Here is a 20,428-nt window from a genome sequence, read left to right on the forward strand (position 1 = left end):
TTGTTGTTAAGTCGTTAATAAGTGCTTGGGCTATTCGCTTTGTCCCATGCTCATATCATCTCTTAGTGACCAAATGGTATAATTGGTGCTGCTGAAATTATCACTCCAGTTACTGAAAATTTCAGCGGTTTTGGCATCGTCTTTTAAATGCGCAGATAAGGCTTCGCCAAACGATTTATCTGGTGGCGTCATGCCTTCAAAGTTTTCATAAGGGATGACTAGGTTTAATCCACCTTCGCCGCCGATGGTCCAGCTCCATGACCAAAGATATGGCCACTTCATCGCTTTTGCATTGTCACTTAATGTCTTCTTACCCGCTTCAACACTTTCACTTTTTCCCATTTTTACTTGGTACTCGGTAACTGCGAAATAACGGTATTTTTTACCATCGTCTGGCCAATGACTGTTTTCAAAGTCCATGCGACCAAAAAAGTGCTCATAGCTGGCAACATATTGGGCAACGGTTTCATTCCAATGTTTGCCGATGTCATTGTCTTTAGCCCATTTGTTATAGGCTTCGACATCTTTAAATGACGTACAGCAAAAACGCACCGCGTAACGATTCATATCAACACCAACGGTTGGCACAAAGACATGCCATTCGCGAGAGTCTTTTTTTGATAAGCGATATTTAAGGTGCTCTTTAAATGCTTTTTCAAACTGTGCTTGCTGTCCGGCATTTGGCACCATCACCCACATGTCAGCGAGAGACTTAGGCTTTTCATGGTCATCAAATGCAAATAGAGCAGAGCTGAACAATAGACTAACCGCTAGGGTTAGGGAGGTTATGTACTCTTTCATCTTGTATCCTTCTAATTTTACATAGCTAATTACTGCGTTACCGCTTGAAGCCGCTTCTAAATACCATTAGCAGGATCCGTAAAGTCTGCGCTTTACCGGTGCCTAAAGATTAGCAAACTATTGAAATTTTGCTATTTTCATCACAATAAAATGGATATTCATCAGTGGATTAGATGAGAAAACAGGTGAGCATCCGAAGTGGATACCTAAAAAATAGTAAGCATAAAAAAAAGCCCCACTAAGGAGTGGGGCAAAAATTTGCATTTCAGGGAGGAAAACTATGAAAAGTTAACTGTGTTTATAATACCTGAGCCTAGAAAAAATACCGTTAACCAAATGTAAATCACTGCAACAGTGTGTTGTTAATTAATCGTTAACCTTGCTCAGGCACGGAAATAAATCTTCGCTAGGTTGCTTGTATTGAATGTTATGCCTAAGGGCTAAGGACTAAGGACTAAGGACTAAGGACTAAGGACTAAGAGCTAAGAGCTAAGGACTAAGGGCTAAGGACTAAGGACTAAGAGTTAAGAGCTAAGGACTAAGGACTAAGGACTAAGGACTAAGGACTAAGGACTAGTTTACTGGTTATTTTGCTGCTCTGTCGGTGCTTGTTCTACTTGCTCAAATCGATAAGACAAAGCCGATAAATCAAAGTAGACATCGTATAAACCTTCCGGCACCGATATATTATCGCCTTTTAAAATCGCTTCACCAGATGGGAAAAAGCTACCACCCCAATCCTTTTTCCACATATTATCGGCCCTAAATTTTACCTGCCCTTGATTTAAGTACACGCGCACATAAAAAGTCCTTTGTTCTTCATCTATAAGTGCCATATCTAAAGAGGTTTCAAACCAACCATGACCTTCAATCGCTGAGCCAATGATGCCTATTTTTGGAGTTTGGTAAGAGATACTGGGAAAATAGCTCTTTATCATCTGTGACACGTTGTCAATTTCAACAGGACTCATAAAAAAGGGGTATTTAAGCAACGCTTTTTTCGCCTTTAGGCTGTGCAGTTTAGTGATCATATGTGGTTGCTTCAGTAAGCGTTTTACTTTGTTCACATCCTCTTCAGAAAATACCGGCATGGTATTAAAAAATTCAAAGTTGTTAAGCGCGTACATGCCAAATACTAATGCTGGATAGGGGATACCTAAGGCTTCTAATTCAGGTGAGATGATGGCTTGATTTAACGCGTGTGAGCTCGTCATTAAACCGTTGTAATCTTTGTGTTCGATATAATCGAGTAAGACGTTGTAGACTTCGGTTTGCTTGGCGGTGATCGGTTTTAGGTCTTTAATATAATTATTTATGCTTACCGGCTGAACTCCCCAATGTTGATGGGGTAGATCGACATAATACAAGAAGTAGGGCAGTTGGCTTTCTGGATAGGATAAGAAAAAACGATCTTCTAAGATGGCATCAATGATGTTTTCCTGCTTATCAATACCAAATACGTGGTTACGATGCAGGTCTTTTATTTCAAACAGCTTGTTATAGACAATCTCCAGTTCATTGATAAATATCTGCTGCTGTTTTTTGTTTTCGTTATAGTTGTTCAGGCTTATTGCCAACATAATACCGACAACAATTAACGCGATTTCACCTATCGCATACCAGGTATAGTTCACGACCCTAGCTGGCAACGATTTAGGCTCGGGTTTTGGGAAGGCTTTAGAAATTAATTTTCTGAACAGTAACATGGTGTTAACTGTAGCAGATAAAAATCGGCTACAATGTTGGCAATTACCCCAAATGTACACTTTTATGGATAAAAAACTGTTAAACGCCTATATGCAAACTGATTACATCATTGATGATGATATTGGCATTTGGCTGATAAATATAGGCCAAACCGAACGCACCTTGAGTCGTTATTTGCATCGTTTTAAACAGCCTGCTGCGGCGTTTATTACCGCGTATAACCCTCACAGTAAAGCCTTGTCTAAGCAACAGAATGAGCAGCGCCACAAGGCGTTAGTGGCTGAGCTTAATGCTAAGCAATTGCCGTTTTTAAATGGTTATGGCGCTGGACGCGATGACAGTTGGCCAGCAGAAAAAAGTGTGTTTATAACCAACATCACTCAGCAACAAGCAAATCAATTGGCGGCAAAGTTTGAACAACAGGCATATGTTTGGTTAGACGAACAAGGGCAGGTCAGTTTAATTACCAAAGAACATTATTAGTATACCGTAGCCGTTAGGTCATTTTTCCTTGTAATTCATTACTGGTTTGCACTCGGCTCTGTTTTTTATCGGAATAAAAAAAAGCCCCACTAAAGGTAGTGAGGCGAATATTTGCATTTCAGGGAGGAAAACTATGAAAAGTTAACTGTGTATAATAATACTTGAACCCTGAATAAATACCGTTAACCAAACGTAATTGTTGGCAATCGTTTGTTGTTATAAAACTGTTAACTTAGCCAGCGTCGCTGACCGGCACATCTGTTACCGTATCCTCTTTTATATAGGTATTAAGTACGGTTGCTGATGTCATATCACCCAATATATTGATAACCCCACGGCCCATATCCAAGAGTCTATCAACGCCAATGACCAATGCCATACCCTCGACCGGCAGTCCTTGGCTTGCCAAGGTACCAGCAAGAATCGGAAGAGATCCCGAAGGAATACCAGGCGCACCAATTGAGGCAACAATGGCCAATAAGCTAATGATGATCAATTGCGTTGTGGTTAAATCTACGCCAAATGCTTGAGCGATAAAGACCACCGCGGTGGCTTGGAAAATCGCCGTACCATCCATATTAACCGTTGTACCTAAGGGAATGACCAAGCGCGATATTTGCGGCCGAACCTTGTGCAATGTTTCGGTGACACGCAAGGTCACCGGCATGGTGGCACTTGATGATGATGTTGCCAACGCAAACGCGATAACCTCGCGGCAATTTTTAATAAAGGTGAGCGGGTTATGCGGTGTTAAGATGGCAATGATCAACATATACACCAGCACCATGCACAACATGCCCAACACGACGGTTGCAAAAAACATCGAAACCGCGACAATGGCGCCTAAGCCCATTTGCACAACCGTGTTAAGAATCAATCCAAACACCACGATAGGTGTGTACTTCATCAACCAAATAACAATAGTCATACAGACTTTTTGTACCGAACGCATTAACGCTATCAGCGGCATCGAATCGTCTTTTGCCATATTTAATAGCGCTAAGCCAATGATGATCGCTGCGACAACAATTTGCAGCATATCGGCGTTACTCATATGATAAAACAGGTTGCCAGGCATAATGCCTTTGATAATCCCTAACGCACCGTTTTCGGCTATGTTGATAGGGTTGATGGTGCTGTCACCGGTGCCACCAAAATAACGATTGTCGACAGCCGCACCTGGTTCGATTAAAAACGTCAGACTTAAGGCAATGGTTGTTGCAATCGTTGTGGTAAATAAAATAAAGCCTACGCTAGAGCCTAATGTTTTTAGTGCTTTTGAGCCAGACGAGTCACAAATTCCCAGCATTACCGAACTTATCACCAAAGGGATAACGATAAATTTGAGTAAGGTCATAAATAGGTAGCCCGGTAGTGCTAACCATTCGCTGATAGATGTTGCTATGTGATGCGGCATAAGCGCCAAGTCTTGGCCCATCAATACGCCGACGATGACACCGGCAAACAAGGCGAACAGTACTTTGAACCAGAGCTGTTCTCGTAATTTGGGTTTATTAAGAATTCCGTTTTCGATCATCATTATTTATTCTTGTTGTTTTTTCACCACCTTATCATAAATGTTTGCAAACGAAATAGAGACGAGTAGATAGGCAAGCCTATTGCCAAGCTTTGAAATGAACTAGTGAAAGGTTGCCAGTAGGTGTTATGTCAGGCAAAAAAAAGCCCCACTAAGGAGTGGGGCAAAAATTTGCATTTCAGGGAGGAAAACTATGAAAAGTTAACTGCTATTAAGTCTAATCTGTTCATAAATTATTTCCGTTAACCAAATGTAAAACAGTGCAATGCTTTGTTGTTACTATGATGTAAATAGAGCACTGTTTTTTTCGGTTACCTTTTTATCACTGGTTTACTATTCATTTACCGAGGTGCTCGGCACACCTGGCACAAACTCAGCACCATGGGTAATTTGAATACTTGAGTTGTCAAAGTCATCACCAATCGGTTGTACACGACCATTTTGGCATTTTGCTAAAAATGCTTCCGCTACCGCGTAGAATGCCAGATTGTTTTCAGGCTTTTGGAAACCATGCCCTTCATCCGGGAACAACACATAGGTCACGGGAATATCTCGCGCTTTCATCGCATCGACGATTTGATCAGACTCCGCTTGCTTAACGCGTGGATCATTAGCACCTTGAGCGATTAACAATGGTTTGTTTATCTCATCAACATAGGTTAATGGTGAACGTTCTTTCAATAGTGCTAAGCCTTCATCGGTATCAGGGTCGCCAATGGCGTTAACAAACACTTGTCTGAAACTGGTCCAATAAGGCGGAATAGAAGACAATAACGTTTGTAAGTTTGACGGGCCTACAATATCAACCCCACAGCTAAACTCGTCCGGGGTAAACGTTAACCCTGCTAATGTGGCATAACCGCCGTAACTACCGCCCATAATTGCTACTGTATTGGCGTCCGTAACGCCTTGCTTAACTGCCCAGTTTTTGGCGTCAATTAAATCGGTATGCATGGCTTTGCCCCATTGCTTATCACCGGCGTTAGTAAACTCTTTACCAAAGCCTGTTGATGAGCGAAAGTTTACTTGCAGAACCGCATAACCGCGGTTTGCTAGCCATTGTACAACCGGAGAGTAACCATAGATGTCACGTCCCCATGGGCCACCATGAACCAGCATCACCATAGGCACCTTGGCTTCAGGTTTGCCATCTTGATTCATGTCGCTTTCTAATGGCAGGGTAAGGTATGAAACAAGGTCTTTATCATCGCGTGATTTGATCACCACACCGTACATTTTAGCTAAGCTAACCTCATTAAGTTTCGGGTTGGTAACAAACATATCGGTCAGTGTTTTAGTGGTTCGATCATACACCTTGTAAATAGGCGAGCTGTTACTGTTGTCCGTATATACGGTCCAGTAATTATTATCATTTGATTGCGCTAAGATTTGCGCACCGCCACTCAATTGACTGTTTAGGGTGTTAATGTCGTCTTTGTAACCGTCATCAATGGCAACCCATTCTGGTTTGATAAAATCGACACTATAGGCAACCGGAGTATGGTTATCTGGGTCAAACAAAATGCTGGAAATATCGACTTTATCATCGCTGGCGAGAACGGTAAGTTTACCGCTGGCCAAGTCCATGTGACTCAATGCTGCGGTGTTACGACCGCGGCTGTCGAGCATGTAGACACCTGAGTTGTCGTTATCAAACTTTAAAATCTGCGTGGTTCGCATATCTGAATAAGGGACGCTTAAAAATGATGTAAATTGTTCACCGTCTTTTTTAAACCATTCCATATCGGCGTTAGCGAGGGTTTTTGCAGCCAAACGAACATTCAGTTCATTATCGAGTACAAAACCGGCATAGCCTTCATTTTGCTGTAACAGGGTGCGTTCACCGCTGGCTAAATCAACCTTGTATATATCATGCCAACGTGGATCTCTGTCATTCATACCGGCAATGATGATGCCTGGCATGTCCTTACTTTGACCTAAAAACTGGGCCTGTGTATTGGCATGCGGTGTCAAATCCGTGGTTTTACCTGTGGCCAGCTCTACGCTGTATAAATGCCAATTTTCATCACCGTTTTGATCTTGAATATAGAAAATGTAATTACTGTCTTTTGACCAAAAATGGCTCGGAATACCTCGTCCGGTGTCTTTAGTAATCGCTTTAACACTGTCAAAGTTACCTTTATCGCCTACCCATAAGTTCATCACGCCATCTAATGGCGCACGAAAACTCATTTTATTGCCATCCGGGCTAACACGGCCTTGAAAACGACTTGGGTTGCCAAATAAAACGGCACGATCGATAAGTGCAGGAGGAGTAATTTTTTTTGCCATGGTGCTTTCAACTTCATTATTACCGGAAGAGCAAGCGCCTAGTAGCAAAGAGCCAACGAGCGCAAAACTCAGTGAAATGCGTGTATTCATAGTGATTCCTTGTTTATTATCAAATCGGGTCATATCCGTTTCACTAAACTTAAAACGCCCGAATTCGTCTTTGATAACTATAGTAGAATTATGTTGATGTGCTTGATTTTTATAATATTAAACAGGGTGTTAGTGTGCTTTTAGAGAAGCTGCTTAACCCGTTTGTACAGATGTTTGGTTTCAACGTTGGCCAATTCTCGCTCAATGGCAGTATCTGACATAGACTGTAAAGCAGGTATTTTGGTTAAGCCCTGTTTTTAACAGCTCTGCTTACGTAGTCCAAGGAATAAGGAAACCTATGCAAAATGATAGCTTAGTAAATTTTTCATCAACACAAACGAGCAATGCTCGATTGCATGTTGTCGATGCGTTGCGTGGCTTTGCACTGGCGGGCATTATTATTTGTCATATGCTAGAACAATACATGGCAACCTTGCCGCCACCGGGATTCTTTGATGGTTTAAATACCAGTGTCATAGACGCCATTATCGGTCCAATGGACTGGATTTTCCTGCGTGGTAAATTCTTTGCGCTATTTTCAATTCTTTTTGGTCTCAGCTTTTTTATTCAAATGGACAGCGCTGAACGCAAAGGCGTCAATTACCACGGCCGATTTGTTTGGCGACTCGCCTTGTTATTGCTAATTGGCTTTGTGCATAATCTGTTTTATCGAGGTGATATTCTGGTGATCTATGCGGTTTTAGGTATTCCGCTAGTTGCTTGCTATAAACTCTCCAATAAAGCCTTTTTTTGGATAATGGCGTTTATTTTCGCTGGTGGCTTTCGTTATTTAATATTTTTCACTCACGGCACCGATACCATCATACCTGGGGGAAGTGTGGAACCCGATGAACCGGCGGCACAGGCTTATATTGCGGCTATAACACAAGGCAGTCTTGGTGATGTGTTTTATCAGAATGCCTTTTCTGGCATGCTGGCGAAATTTGAATTTCAAATCAGTATTTTTGGTCGTTTTTACCTCACCTTTGCTTACTTTCTAATCGGCCTTTGGTTGGGGAGGTTAGGCATATTCAACGATATTATTGCCAATAAAGCAGTATTTAAAACCTGGCTTAAACGACTGGGCATTGCCTTTGCTGTATGTCTACCTATCGCTGGATTTGTGATTTACCACGCGTTTATGAAAGAAAACGCCGCTGGTTTTGATAGCTTTGTCGGCATGGTGGCCTTGACCATGTATCAATTGGTTAATTTGACGATGACCGGTGTGTATCTGTGTTTATTTCTCTTGGCTTTTACTACATTGCGTGGGCAGACGTTTTTACTGCGCTTAGCACCATTTGGCCGAATGGCACTGACCAACTATGTGACGCAAAGCTTGATCGGCACCTTTATTTTTTTCAATTGGGGCTTAAGTTATATTGCGAAATTATCTCACCATCAAGGCCTTGTTATTGCGCTGGTTATACTGATTGTGCAATTAAAATTCAGTAGCTGGTGGCTTAAACGATTTCAGTTTGGACCATTAGAATGGCTGTGGCGTTGCGGTACAAAATTGCAACAGCAACCATTCACCAAACAACAAACCAGCAAATCGTAATAACCCTACAAATGGTAGGTTGTTAGCATTTGAGATAGTTGATAGGTTGGTATTAACCGCAGGGATAGCAAATAAAAATAATAATAAATGTTAATCTCGGAGGTGCTGATGTTGCACTTATTGCCATCTAAAAAAACGCTGAACAAAGCGTCCTTATCTATCGCGTCTATTGTCATGTTAACCGCTTGCGGCGGTTCTTCATCAAGTGATAAAGATATCGAACAAAAACAAGATACCCCACAACTCTCATTGACCAGTGATTCCATTAGCAATATTGCCGGACGTACTGGTGCCAATGGTTTATCGATACTCGATAACGACACCTTAGATAACGCCGAATTATCACTTGATCTAGTTACCATAAGCGTTTTAAACAGCGACACGCCGTTATCCTTAAATGAAGATGGTACCATTAACGTTGCCGCAATGACTCCCGCCGGTACCTATGCGCTTGAATATCAAGTGTGTTTGCAAAGCGATGCCAGTGTGTGTGCAACTGGCGACGTTAGCGTTGAGGTGATGGCTGCCACATTCGCACTGACTACAGATGCCAGTATGGATTTAAATGGTGGATTAGAAAACCTCAATATCCTTGATGTGCTTGCTAACGATATGATGGATGAGCAAGCCATTATGGCTGACGATGTCAGCGTGACATTGGTCAGTGGTGATGACGCGTTAACCCTAGTCGATAATAGTATAAGCTTGCTTGCCGACACCTTAGCTGGTGACTACGCATTAACCTATCAAGTCTGTGAAAATTTAAACCCAGAAAACTGTGCCCAGTCGACGGTAACGGCTGCTGTTACCAAAGGCTCGTTTATGAAAGGTGTGCATGGCTTAAAATATGAATCTGACAGCGCGACAGGCTATACCGATGAGCAAGGTGGCTTTGTATATAACGCCGGCGATAACATCACCTTTTATTTAGGTGGCACGCAACTGGGTGAACAAGTGATGGCTAAAGCGAGCATATCACCAGAGGATTTGGTCAGTGATGTTAGCTTGCCGCGCACAGCAATTGAAACGACGAAGTTTCTAAAAAACTTTAACTACGGCGAATACAGTCTAGCCAACAGCGCGCTAATTAATATACTGACCTTACTTTACAGTTTTGATAGCGATAGAGATGGTAGTAATAATGTCTCTATTAAAGAAAGCACTCATCAAACATTGATGGCGTCAAACTTTGATTTGTACCAACTCAATTATCTCTTTAGCAGCAATAAACTGACTTTGTCGCTATTTTCTGCCTTTGCTAATGGTGACATCGTTCATGCTGATACCACACACCCAATGGTTGCGATGGATCATGCCTTTATGGCAATGGGTTTGCAGTCTCAGGTTTATTCTGTATCAGAGGATATCTATACCAGTGCATCCGATGACGTTACTTATGTTTATGGAGTGAGTTATGACAAAGAAACTCATCAGTTGCGTTGGGATTATCACGAGCTAGATGTTGAAGGAAATGAGGTTGCAGATAGTCAGGGCTATGACCTAGAGCAGTACGATGCTAACGCTAACTTCTTATCATGGAAAGGTTATTATGAAGGTGAATTATCGAGCCAGTCTGTTACTACGCGAGATATACACGGCCGACCGGTAAGTCAAAATTACACCAGTGGCAGTTATACCAATGACCAACAATATATGTACAACGAGCAAGGTCTTCAGTCCTCTTATAATCGTACCCGCAATGGCGCAGAACAGCCTGAACTCATTGTTGAGTACCAATACGATGCCGATGGCAATTTGACCCGTGAAGCGCAAGATAGAAACAACGATGGTAACCCAGACACTGTCTATAAAATGTATTACAACAATGGCACGTTAGTGAAAAAGGAAAACTATTGGGATGCGAGTTACGATGAAAATGCCATCAATGTCGTCGATTCACAGGTGGAATACACTTACAATGACTCTGGCCAGTTATTACAACAAATAGACAGCAACTTTTCAGCCAATCGAGTCACTATTAAAGATTACGTTTATGATGATGCCGGTAACCTTATCTTTGTAAAAACCGATGCCGATCCTTTGGTTGAGGGCTACGACAATATCGAGTCTATGACGTACGATGACCGGGGCAATATGCTCAGCAAATATTATGACCATGATGCTGATGGTGTGAACTACCAAGGCAATGAGTACAAGTACGATGACAATAACTTGCGAATAGAACACACCAGTTATGTCAATGGTGATTTGGAAACGCCACAGTACATTCTTTATCGTACTTATAATGAGCATGGTTTTATGCTTAATTATTTGCGTGATAACTGGGGCGACGGCAGTATTGATGACAGTCGAGCCTTAACGTATGACGAGCACAACAATATCATCGAAGAGCGTTACTATAGTGGCGATCTTGATAGCGATCCCCGTACGGTCATTTTCTATGGATACGAACTGTCTAGCTTCGCAGCGTGGCAAATAAAAGATTACTTCTAATGCGAAGAGTTAAATGGCGGTCTGTACAATTACAATTGTAGATAAATAGCCGTTAAAGTCATTAAAAAAGCTAAGTAACATATATTTATGTGCTTAGCTTTTTACGTTCAATACGGTCATATTTACGCATAAAAAAAGCCCCACTAAATAGTGGGGCTAAAAATAGTATTTCAGGGAGGAAAAACTATGAAAAGTTAACGCTAATAACTATACCTTTTGACCATAAAAATCTCCGTTATCCAAATGTAAAACTGCGCAACAGTGTGTTGTTGATTGGTGACTATTTACTTTTCTTATCGCAAAAAACTGACAAATATGTCTTTTGTATTGGCATAAATGCTCAAACGTTAATTCGGCCAATATTTTTATTTTTAAATAACCTACATAAAAACAGTAGCTTAACTGGTTTTGTTGATTGGCTTACTAATTGCAATTTAACTCTTACACCGAAATGATATTCAGGAGGGTGTATGAAACAGTTAAATAAAATTATTGTTGTTATCGCTTTACTCTGTTCAGTTTCCGGTTGTATGTCTGCTTCAGAGCATAAAAACGATGTTGATGAAGCCGTCAATGGAAATAATGCCAACAAGCTAACGGTTGGTGTTGTGCAGAAAGAGATAAAGCTCGGCATGGCTGGTGCAGATGTTGCCGCCATTTTAGGCTCACCTAATATTGTTTCCACCGACAAAGAGCGCAATGAAGTATGGGTATACGATAAAATTGCCACAGAATTTGCTTACTCTAACAGCAGTGGTGGTATTTCGACATTGATCTTAGGTTTTGGTAGCGAAGTGCTGGCTGGCGGGGGCGGTGGCTATAACAAAAACGCTGGCGCAGCTTCTAGAACAAGTAAAACGTTAACCATTATCATTCGTTTTGATGAAGGTAACTTTGTCAACGATTTTGCCTACCACAGCTCAACATTTTAAGGAGGATGTTATGAATAACCACACAATAGTATCCATCTGTTGCCTTATGTTGATGTTTGGCTGCAGCTCGACGCCACCTAAAGATGCCTTCAAATTAGAAGAGTCGTCTTTGGAGAGCCGACAAATGCAAAGTCGCAAATTTGATAACGTCGATAGGGAAACATTGCTTTTAGCAACCGGCGGTGTTTTGCAAGATCTTGGCTATTTAGTTGAAGAGTCAGATAGTAGCATTGGCGTGTTATCGGCACAAAAAGACATTGATGCCTCACGCTCTCGTGAAAAGGCGGCAGCATTTATCATTGCCATGTTAACGGGCAGTATGCCTGCGACTGACGATATACAAAGCATCCGAATATGCTTGGTGGTCTATCAAGATTTAAATCACGCCGATAAGGCGACAGCTAGGATAACCATGCAACGAATCGTACGTAATACCCAGGGGATAGTGACCACGGTTGAGATAATTGATGAGCCTGAATTATATCAGTCGTTCTTTGAAAAATTATCGAAATCCCTATTTTTAGAGGAGGGTGAAATATGAAAACGTTAATGATTTGCCTTATTACGGGTAGCAGTTTGTTATTTGGCTGCGAAAATACCGCCAATAGAGCTTTTGACATGGATAAAAGCGCGGTGGAGTCACGTAGTTTTCAGTCACGAACCTATGAAGGTACAGACAAAATGAGCACATTGCGCAGTGTTGTCGCGACCTTACAAGATCTAGGTTTTGTCGTTGAAAAGGCCGATGCCGATTTTGGTGTTATTTCGGCAACTAAATTAAGTGGCTATCACATTCGGCTGACGATTACCGTGCGAGATCAGGGTGATGGTCATGTACTGGTGCGAACCAATGCTCACCATGGAAAACGCAGTATTGATGATCCGGAACCATACCGAGACTTTTATACAGCTTTAGATAAATCTCAGTTTCTTTTGACCCACAAAGTCGATTATTAATTGCCAAGCAATAGATAAAAAAAAGCCCCACTAAAGAGTGGGGCAAAAATTTGCATTTCAGGGAGGAAAACTATGAAAAGTTAACTGCCTTTAATGTTATACCTTTATCAAAATAATACCGTTAACCAAATGTAAAACAGTGCAAGAGTGTGTTGTTAGCAAATCGTTATTCATCAGTTAGCTTTGCGTTAATCCCGATTCGACAATGTCACGTCATGAGCGGCTTTAAATAGTTGCAGATGCACGTCGGCAAGGGCGGCAATATCGCGCTGATAGCCACCACCAATAACTGCGGCAATAGGAAGTTGGCGCGAAACGCAGGCATCAAAAACTAATTTGTCACGTTGATACACCCCCTGGGTGGTGATATTTAAATGGCCTAAATCATCATATTGATGGATGTCGACACCGGCATCATAAATCACCGCATCGACATCGTAGCAGCTCAGCGCCAAATGTAAGGCTTGCTCAACGGTTTGCAAATACTCGTCATCGTCTAAATGGTTGTCTAAGCCAAAGTCCATATTCGATACTTGCTTGCGATACGGGAAGTTCTTCTCGCAGTGCAGCGACACCGTAATGATGTCGTCGCGGTGCTCTGCTAATGCGGCTGTGCCATCGCCTTGGTGGACATCGCAATCAAATATCAATACGCGATTTATATCATCATGCTCAAGCATTCTATTGGCTGCCAAATACAAATCATTGATCATACAAAATCCAGAACCAAAGTCCGCAAAGGCATGGTGATATCCACCGGTTAAGTTAATTGCGATGCCATGCGCGAGTGCTAACTCTGCTGTTAGTAAAGTGCCACCAACGGCGGTAAAGGTACGTTTTACCAATTGCTCAGACCAAGGAAAGCCAATACGTCGCATTTGTTTGCGATCAAGCGAATTAGAAACCAATGCCTCTACATAGCTGGCATCAATTAACGGTGAGGCAGATCCTGCGTCTAATGTCTTAGGCTGATGAAAGACACTGTGTGGCACGCCTTCAGCAAGCAAGCGCTCATAAATCGTTCGATATTTATCAATTGGAAAGCGATGCCGCTCAGGCAAATCCAATTGGCTATATATAGGGTGAAAAACTAATGGGATATTAAATGACTTCATCATTGATTAAAGCGCGCAAACACAAATAAAGATCATATTGTATATCAGCAACACCGAGCCAAGCAAAGTGGATTACTCAGGGCGAAAGACAAAAAAAAGCCCCACTAAAGAGTGAGGCTAAAAATAGTATTTCAGGGAGGAAAACTATGAAAAGTTAACTGTCTTTAATTTTACAGCAAGCGCCAAATAATGCCGTTAACCAAATGTAAAACAGTGCAAAAGAGTGTCGCAGCAAAACGGTCGTGTTAGTCATAGCAGGGCGCACAATCGATGTAGATTAAAAATCGAAGATTAATCCACAGACAAAAAAAAGCCCCACTAAAGAGTGAGGCTAAAAATAGTATTTCAGGGAGGAAAACTATGAAAAGTTAACTGTCTTTAATTTTACAGCAAGCGCCAAATAATGCCGTTAACAAAATGTAAAACAGTGCAAAAGAGTGTCGCAGCAAAACGGTCGTGTTAGTCATAGCAGGGCGCACAATCGATGTAGATTAAAAATCGAAGGTTAACCCACAGATAAAAAAAAGCCCCACTAAAGAGTGGGGCGAAAAATTTGCATTTCAGGGAGGAAAACTATGAAAAGTTAACTGCCTTTAATGTTATACCTTTGAGCGAAAAATACCGTTAACCAAATGTAAAACAGTGCAATAGTGTGTTGTTATAAATGTGTTAATCGAGCTCGCAAAATTCAGCGTTATTTTTCTGTTAGACACACAATAATCATTTCTCGGCCTGTGGCCTGTATAACGTGCTGGTTGTCTTCAAACTCATACTTGAGCAAATGGTTTGGCTTTAACGAAAATGTCTGTTGAGCATTATTTAGCCTCACATCAATAGGAGATGTTAAGCCGTAGACAAATGCGATATCACACGGTGGCAATTGTTTCGTCATAGTATCGATACAGGTGAACACCTCTGTGTGGTAGGTTTGGCGACAGGTTATGATATTAAAATCGGTAATTGCTCCATTCGCCAGCTTACCGTATGTTTTATTCGAGCCATCAAATGTTGCGAAACTTAAATGCTGATCAAGGATATCGGTTGCTTGTTTGTCATGCTCTAGTGAGATGCTGTTTCCTTTAATTAAAACCAAGTTTCTTAGATAACCACTAAAGTCTGAAAATTCACCATTTTCAACGACATCAGCCATGCTAATACGCCATTTAAAATCTGCTAAACTCGCGCCCTCGTTTATCGCCAGTTCAATGGTGTTGCCTTTGCCGTTTTTCCAAGCAATGGTTTTGAATGCGTTTGGAGAAATGATTGTTTGTTTCATATTTACCTGACTGAGTTATCGGATTTAAATTATCTGGTTGAGTTAACTGGGTTGAGCTACTTGGCATAAACACTGAGCTTACTGAGTATATGTTTCATAGAGCACAATGACTGTATGGTATTCCGGGATGACGATCATATCCTTGAGACAAGACATCGTCACTTGTTTTATCTCTTTTTATCTCTCTTTATCTCTCGTTGTCGCTGACTCGTTGAATTTATGGTTGTAAAAGCTGTTAAATTCAAGCCATTGACCCTAATTAGCATTAATGTAAGGCATTAGTATCTGTTATACTTACGCTTTCCCATTCATATAGCTATTGATTGTGTCCAATCCAACATTTAACTCGACTAATTTAAAATCGGCCCTCGTTGAAAATCTAACAACGCTTGGCTACCTATCCATGACTGACATTCAAGCCAAGTCGATTCCACTTATGCTCGAAGGTAAAGACGTAATCGGCCAAGCAAAAACCGGTTCCGGTAAAACGTGTGCTTTTGGCTTGGGCTTATTGAATAACTTAAATGTGAAGCGCTTTCGAGTGCAAAGTGTGGTGTTGTGTCCAACCCGAGAATTAGCCGATCAGGTTGCTGTTGAAATACGCAAGCTGGCGAGAAATATTCATAACATCAAGGTGTTGACCTTATGTGGTGGCCAACCTATGGGGCCGCAAATCGGGTCCTTAGAGCATGGTGCGCATATTATCGTTGGTACACCCGGTCGAGTTGAAGAGCATATCCGTAAAGGCCGCTTATCTTTAGATGAGGTCAATACATTAGTATTAGATGAAGCCGACCGAATGCTCGATATAGGCTTTGAAGAGTCATTAAATACCATTGTTGGTTTTTGTCCGAGTGATCGACAAAACCTGCTGTTCAGTGCCACGTTCCCTCCGAAGATTGAACAGTTTGCCGCACATATTATGAACGCGCCTGAAAAAGTCACGGTAGAGTCGAGCCATGATAACAGCAGCATCAGTCAATACTTTTATGAAGTTGAAGGTGGTGATGAACAACGCATGGATGCCAGTAAACGCTTATTGCTTGCATTTCAGCCACAATCGGCGGTGGTATTTTGTAACACCAAGGTGCAATGCCAACTATTGTCCGAGCAATTAAAAGCCAGTGGCTTTGATAGTGCCGCATTGCATGGTGATTTAGATCAAAAAGACCGTGACAAAACCATGATTCGTTTCGCCAACAAAAGTTTATCTGTGCTGGTGGCAACCGATGTCGCAGCTCGCGGTCTCGATGTCGATAACTTGGATCTGGTGATTAATTTTCATATTGCTCACGATCCTGAGGTACACGTTCATCGCATAGGCCGAACCGGCAGAGCGGGTAAAAACGGTACTGCCTGTTCGTTTATTAGCCATAAAGAAGCTCATAAAGTTATTCGTTTAGAAGAATACTTAGGTCAGGAAATTGTACCAACAGAGTTGCCTGATGAGTCAGTGCTAAACCAAAAAGCCGTCAGAGCGACGATGGTAACCTTGCAAATTGATGGTGGTAAAAAGAGTAAGTTACGACCAGGTGATATTCTTGGCGGCTTAACCTCAAATCCAAACATAAGCGGCCAACAAATTGGTAAGATCAAAGTGCAAGCGATTGCATCGTTTGTCGCGGTCGAGGCCAAAATTGCTAATCTTGCGGTAAAAACCATTAGCGAAGGCAAAATGAAGGGGCGTAATTTTAGGGTACGAAAAATTAGCTAGTCACTATTTAGCTAGCAATTACGCATTCATTAGCTAAAAAAAAGCCCCACTAAGGAGTGGGGCGAAAAATTTGCATTTCAGGGAGGAAAACTATGAAAAGTTAACTGCCTTTAATGTTATACCTTTATCAAAATAATACCGTTAACCAAATGTAAAACAGTGCAAGAGTGTGTTGTTATAAATTGGTTGGCTAATTGTTAATTAATGCTGGATTCGATACGTTCAGTGAGCAATTGCTTGGTGATGTTACTAAATTAAAGCCAGTCACCTTTTACCAAAAAGCTTTCACCAAAAAGCTTTCACCAAAAAGCTAGCATCTATCAGCTATCACCAGTCTTTCAATGGAAACTTGATCAGTGTTTTCGGCGGCCAGGTTAATTGCGCTTCTTCAATGCGTTTTTTAAAATTTGGTGTGCTATCGATGTCAAACGTCGCACCACAAGAGCAGTTTACAATGCTTTGTAAAAGGTGAAATGGTCCCGCGGGATCGTTATCTAATTTACTTGCGATACGGTTAGCCGTCTCACGGTCACCTAAATAGTTGGCGTGTACCAGATCTTCTGACAAATGACTTCGTGAGCCATCTCGGTTTGCTCTTAGTGCCTCGATTGCTTGTTCTATCTGTTGTTTATCGCCCTTAGCGGCAGCAATAAATGCCTCGCCGATGATTTTTAACGGACTTGGCTTAACCTGTTTTATTATACTTACCGCTTCAGCTATGTTGTTTTCAGCTAGATAGGTCAACACCTTGATGACTTCGTAGCCATTGCCGGCATCTTGTTCTTGATGATAGCCTGCTATAATTTGTCTGGCCTGTTCTTGCAGCCCCATATGGAAGGTTTCAAAAATAAGAATTAATCTGTTTAATCCATTGAGTGGATCACATTTTATCCCTTGCTCAGCCATTGCATGAGTTAGTTCGCCGTAACCTAAATTTCTTAACATATCGAACCATTGAATGTTGGCGCAAAAATCCATATCACTAATGTTATTTTTATAAACCGGCAATTTTCGCCAGTCATTGGAAAACATCGTCACACTCATCTGATACACCGCTTTTAAGCTTTTATTGCGTTCATTAGCAATCACTTGTGCAAACAGTTGTTGTAATTGTTGAAGAGCAGCCAATTTATCATCGATGCTATATTTGACTTCATCGGTTAAAAATATATGGCCGTAATAGTCTGTTTTATAAATGTAAGAGTCTTGAAATTTAGGCGCTTGTTCTATGGTGATATCAAAGTATTGGTTTGCCTGCTCTAATATCTGAATATCGACAATCAAGTTAGAATGGGCCTCGTTATATGTTTCTACGCCTTTTTGAAAGGCGATGAAGGCTTGCACATCGCCAATGCCAGCTTGATGCATCTCAGCTCTAGCACCTTCATCGAGAATGATATCAAGCGCTTCGGTAACTTCGTTGGCAATATTGTCTTGTACGGTAAAGACATTATCTAATTCACTATCGTAGGTATCAGACCATAGGTGAAAGCCGTCACTGGTACGTATCAGCTGTGCGGTAATACGGGCGATGTTATTCGATTTACGTACACTACCTTCCAAAATATAACTGACACCTAATCGTTCACCGATAATACGTAAATCTTCATTACTGTTTTTATACTGAAACGCCGATGTTCTTGCGGTAACTTGCAGTTTGGCTACCCGAGCAAGCTTATTAAGTATTTCTTCGGTCAAACCATCAGCAAAAAACTCATTTTCCTTATCGGTACTCATATTCACAAAGGGTAATACCGCAATAGTCAAATCGTCTGTAGAGTGCTCAGCTGTTTGTTGGGTTTGTATTGTCTCTGTTTGCTTGGTCGCAATAAGTTTGTCGTATGCGATAAAAAATAACGCAAACGCCAACAGTATCGATAATGTGATACTGAGCTTTTTGCCCGTGACATGAGTTATCGACGTGTCTTTATCAACGTGTTTGGTTTTTTTTAGACCTTGTGGTGTGAGCTCGAATGCCCAAGCAAATATCATCGCAATAGGAAAACCGATGGCCAGTACCACTGTGGTGATGGTGCCAAAGATAATTGGTAAATGTAGGTAAGGGGATACCACCGATATAATTTGGATGATCAGCCACGCGGTGATCAAGTAAACACTTGCCACCTTAAATACGTTTCGCCGCTTTAGTTCCTGAAAAAGACTCATGCGTCCTGCTTGTTATTGTTTTCGTTGGATTTTATACGCTAGTGCAAGTATAGGCGCGATATGTAAGGATTGCATAATTTCGTAATCTCTGAAATGTGTCTTACATCCTATTTACTCATTAAAGCAAAAATCAGATATCCTTATTATTAATTTGATAAATCGACAAATAATCAAATAAATATGATTTAGTTACTCATTAGCATAACCACTGCCAATGGCGCTAAACGGAAGCTCTAATTCAAGTTCCGGCACTTCGCGGGCTATCCAGGCGACAAAGGTATTGCTGTTGGGGCCAGGGAAAACACTGTATTCATCTGCCCATGGGTAAGTTTCAATGGCTTTCTTGATCTTAGGGATCAGCTCGGTTGCTCGGTCGCCCTTAATCGATAGCAATAGCTCAGGCTTAGAACCGTACCAATACCTATCAGGGGTCTCGGTGTTAAATTCACGGATGGCCGAAAGGCCACGTCTGACTTGCCAACCTACCACTTCAAAGACGGTATATTCATTGGCATCTTTATCCTTTATCGCCACCCAAGGATGCACCGCAAACCAGCCGCGCCAACTAAACGCATCCGCCGCATATACTTCTATGATTGCTCGATTTTCTTCACTCGGTAATGCAGCGATACCGGCAGGTTCTCGACTTGCCGTTCGCCAATCGCTATTGGCACAAGCGGTTAACGAGAAAAGAAGGATAAATACAATACATTGTTGCAACTTAAAGCTCCTGCAGATTTGTTCAAACGCCTTTTAAATTCTAGATGAATTCACTGCGGATAGACATATTATAAGGCTGAACGTTCAAAGACGTGTTATAGATATCAAGTAAAACACTATTTTATTAACAAAAGCATAACAACACACTTTTGCAGTGTTTTACATTTCATTAACGGTATTTTTTAAGGAAAAGTTTACTATTAAACACAGTTAACTTTTCATAGTTTTCCTCCCTGAAATGCAAATTTTTTCGCCCCACTCTTTAGTGGGGCTTTTTTTTAGCTAATGAATGCGTAATTGCTGGCTCTGTGGTGACTCGCTAATTTTTCGTACCCTAAAATTACGCCCTTTCATTTTGCCTTCGCTAATGGTTTTTACCGCAAGATTAGCAAGATTAGCAATTTTGGCCTCGACCGCGATAAACGATGCAACCGCTTACACTTTGAACTTACCAATTTGTTGGTCGCTTATGTTTGGATTTGAGCATAAGCTGCCATGAATATCACCAGGGCGTAATTTACTGTTTTTACCACCCTCTATTTGCAAGGTCACCATCGTTGCTCTGACTGTTTTTTGTTTAGCACTGACTCATCAGGCAACTCTGTCAGTACAATTTCCTGTCC

Annotated in this window: 16 protein-coding genes; 7 read left to right on the top strand and 9 right to left on the bottom strand. The window is 41.4% G+C overall.

What is annotated here, in order from left to right; all coding sequences use genetic code 11:
* Positions 1-30 precede the first annotated feature (30 nt).
* Positions 31-801: a hypothetical protein gene (locus E2K93_RS15900; protein ID WP_135440031.1), complete on the bottom strand. Its 771-nt coding sequence runs from the start codon at positions 799-801 to the stop codon at positions 31-33.
* Between the two features lie 578 nt (positions 802-1,379).
* Complete coding sequence (locus E2K93_RS15905; RefSeq protein ID WP_135440032.1) at positions 1,380-2,435, bottom strand: hypothetical protein; 1,056 nt, start codon at positions 2,433-2,435, stop codon at positions 1,380-1,382.
* A gap of 136 nt (positions 2,436-2,571) precedes the next feature.
* Between E2K93_RS15905 and E2K93_RS15910 the strand changes: the two genes are divergently transcribed.
* Positions 2,572-2,991 carry a DUF3293 domain-containing protein gene (locus E2K93_RS15910; RefSeq protein WP_189637799.1) on the top strand — a complete coding sequence of 140 codons (420 nt, stop codon included), beginning with the start codon at positions 2,572-2,574 and terminating at the stop codon, positions 2,989-2,991.
* A 232-nt stretch (positions 2,992-3,223) separates the two neighbouring features.
* On the opposite strand, the gene E2K93_RS15915 is transcribed toward E2K93_RS15910, so the two are convergent.
* Together E2K93_RS15915 and E2K93_RS15920 are read right to left on the bottom strand one after the other, a co-directional pair.
* Positions 3,224-4,531, bottom strand: a complete 1,308-nt coding sequence (locus tag E2K93_RS15915; RefSeq protein ID WP_135440034.1) for a dicarboxylate/amino acid:cation symporter — start codon at positions 4,529-4,531, stop codon at positions 3,224-3,226.
* A gap of 330 nt (positions 4,532-4,861) precedes the next feature.
* Entirely contained in the window at positions 4,862-6,910 is a 2,049-nt protein-coding gene (locus E2K93_RS15920) for a S9 family peptidase (RefSeq protein WP_135440035.1), read from the bottom strand.
* 298 nt (positions 6,911-7,208) lie between these two features.
* Here E2K93_RS15920 and E2K93_RS15925 point away from each other — a divergent pair, with 298 nt between their 5' ends.
* The 5 genes from E2K93_RS15925 (at position 7,209) to E2K93_RS15945 (ending at position 12,814) form a co-directional block, all read left to right on the top strand.
* Positions 7,209-8,471: a DUF418 domain-containing protein gene (locus E2K93_RS15925; RefSeq protein WP_135440036.1), complete on the top strand. Its 1,263-nt coding sequence runs from the start codon at positions 7,209-7,211 to the stop codon at positions 8,469-8,471.
* 87 nt (positions 8,472-8,558) lie between these two features.
* Positions 8,559-10,925, top strand: coding sequence for a hypothetical protein (locus tag E2K93_RS15930; protein WP_135440037.1), 2,367 nt, complete (start codon positions 8,559-8,561; stop codon positions 10,923-10,925).
* A 470-nt stretch (positions 10,926-11,395) separates the two neighbouring features.
* Positions 11,396-11,857 (top strand): hypothetical protein, encoded by a 462-nt coding sequence (locus E2K93_RS15935; protein ID WP_135440038.1) that lies wholly within the window; start codon positions 11,396-11,398, stop codon positions 11,855-11,857.
* 10 nt (positions 11,858-11,867) lie between these two features.
* Complete coding sequence (locus E2K93_RS15940) at positions 11,868-12,398, top strand: hypothetical protein (RefSeq protein ID WP_135440039.1); 531 nt, start codon at positions 11,868-11,870, stop codon at positions 12,396-12,398.
* Positions 12,395-12,814 carry a hypothetical protein gene (locus E2K93_RS15945; RefSeq protein ID WP_135440040.1) on the top strand — a complete coding sequence of 140 codons (420 nt, stop codon included), beginning with the start codon at positions 12,395-12,397 and terminating at the stop codon, positions 12,812-12,814. Before E2K93_RS15940 ends, E2K93_RS15945 begins: the two co-directional genes overlap by 4 nt.
* Before the next feature lie 188 nt (positions 12,815-13,002).
* On the opposite strand, the gene E2K93_RS15950 is transcribed toward E2K93_RS15945, so the two are convergent.
* Positions 13,003-13,932: a histone deacetylase gene (locus E2K93_RS15950; protein ID WP_228445368.1), complete on the bottom strand. Its 930-nt coding sequence runs from the start codon at positions 13,930-13,932 to the stop codon at positions 13,003-13,005.
* Positions 13,933-14,623: 691 nt separating this feature from the next.
* Entirely contained in the window at positions 14,624-15,205 is a 582-nt protein-coding gene (locus E2K93_RS15955) for a HutD family protein (RefSeq protein ID WP_135440041.1), read from the bottom strand.
* A 325-nt stretch (positions 15,206-15,530) separates the two neighbouring features.
* Here E2K93_RS15955 and dbpA point away from each other — a divergent pair, with 325 nt between their 5' ends.
* Positions 15,531-16,919: an ATP-dependent RNA helicase DbpA gene (gene dbpA, locus E2K93_RS15960; RefSeq protein WP_135440042.1), complete on the top strand. Its 1,389-nt coding sequence runs from the start codon at positions 15,531-15,533 to the stop codon at positions 16,917-16,919.
* 327 nt (positions 16,920-17,246) lie between these two features.
* On the opposite strand, the gene E2K93_RS15965 is transcribed toward dbpA, so the two are convergent.
* The 3 genes from E2K93_RS15965 to E2K93_RS15975 all read right to left on the bottom strand — a co-directional run bounded on the left by E2K93_RS15965 (position 17,247) and on the right by E2K93_RS15975 (position 20,360).
* Positions 17,247-19,085, bottom strand: coding sequence for a hypothetical protein (locus tag E2K93_RS15965; RefSeq protein ID WP_135440043.1), 1,839 nt, complete (start codon positions 19,083-19,085; stop codon positions 17,247-17,249).
* Positions 19,086-19,274: 189 nt separating this feature from the next.
* Positions 19,275-19,805 carry a DUF3750 domain-containing protein gene (locus E2K93_RS15970; protein ID WP_135440044.1) on the bottom strand — a complete coding sequence of 177 codons (531 nt, stop codon included), beginning with the start codon at positions 19,803-19,805 and terminating at the stop codon, positions 19,275-19,277.
* 435 nt (positions 19,806-20,240) lie between these two features.
* Positions 20,241-20,360 carry a DbpA RNA binding domain-containing protein gene (locus tag E2K93_RS15975; protein WP_135440045.1) on the bottom strand — a complete coding sequence of 40 codons (120 nt, stop codon included), beginning with the start codon at positions 20,358-20,360 and terminating at the stop codon, positions 20,241-20,243.
* Positions 20,361-20,428: the final 68 nt, after the last annotated feature.

The sequence above is a fragment of the Thalassotalea sp. HSM 43 genome (assembly GCF_004752005.1).
Taxonomy (GTDB): Bacteria; Pseudomonadota; Gammaproteobacteria; order Enterobacterales; family Alteromonadaceae; genus Thalassotalea_A.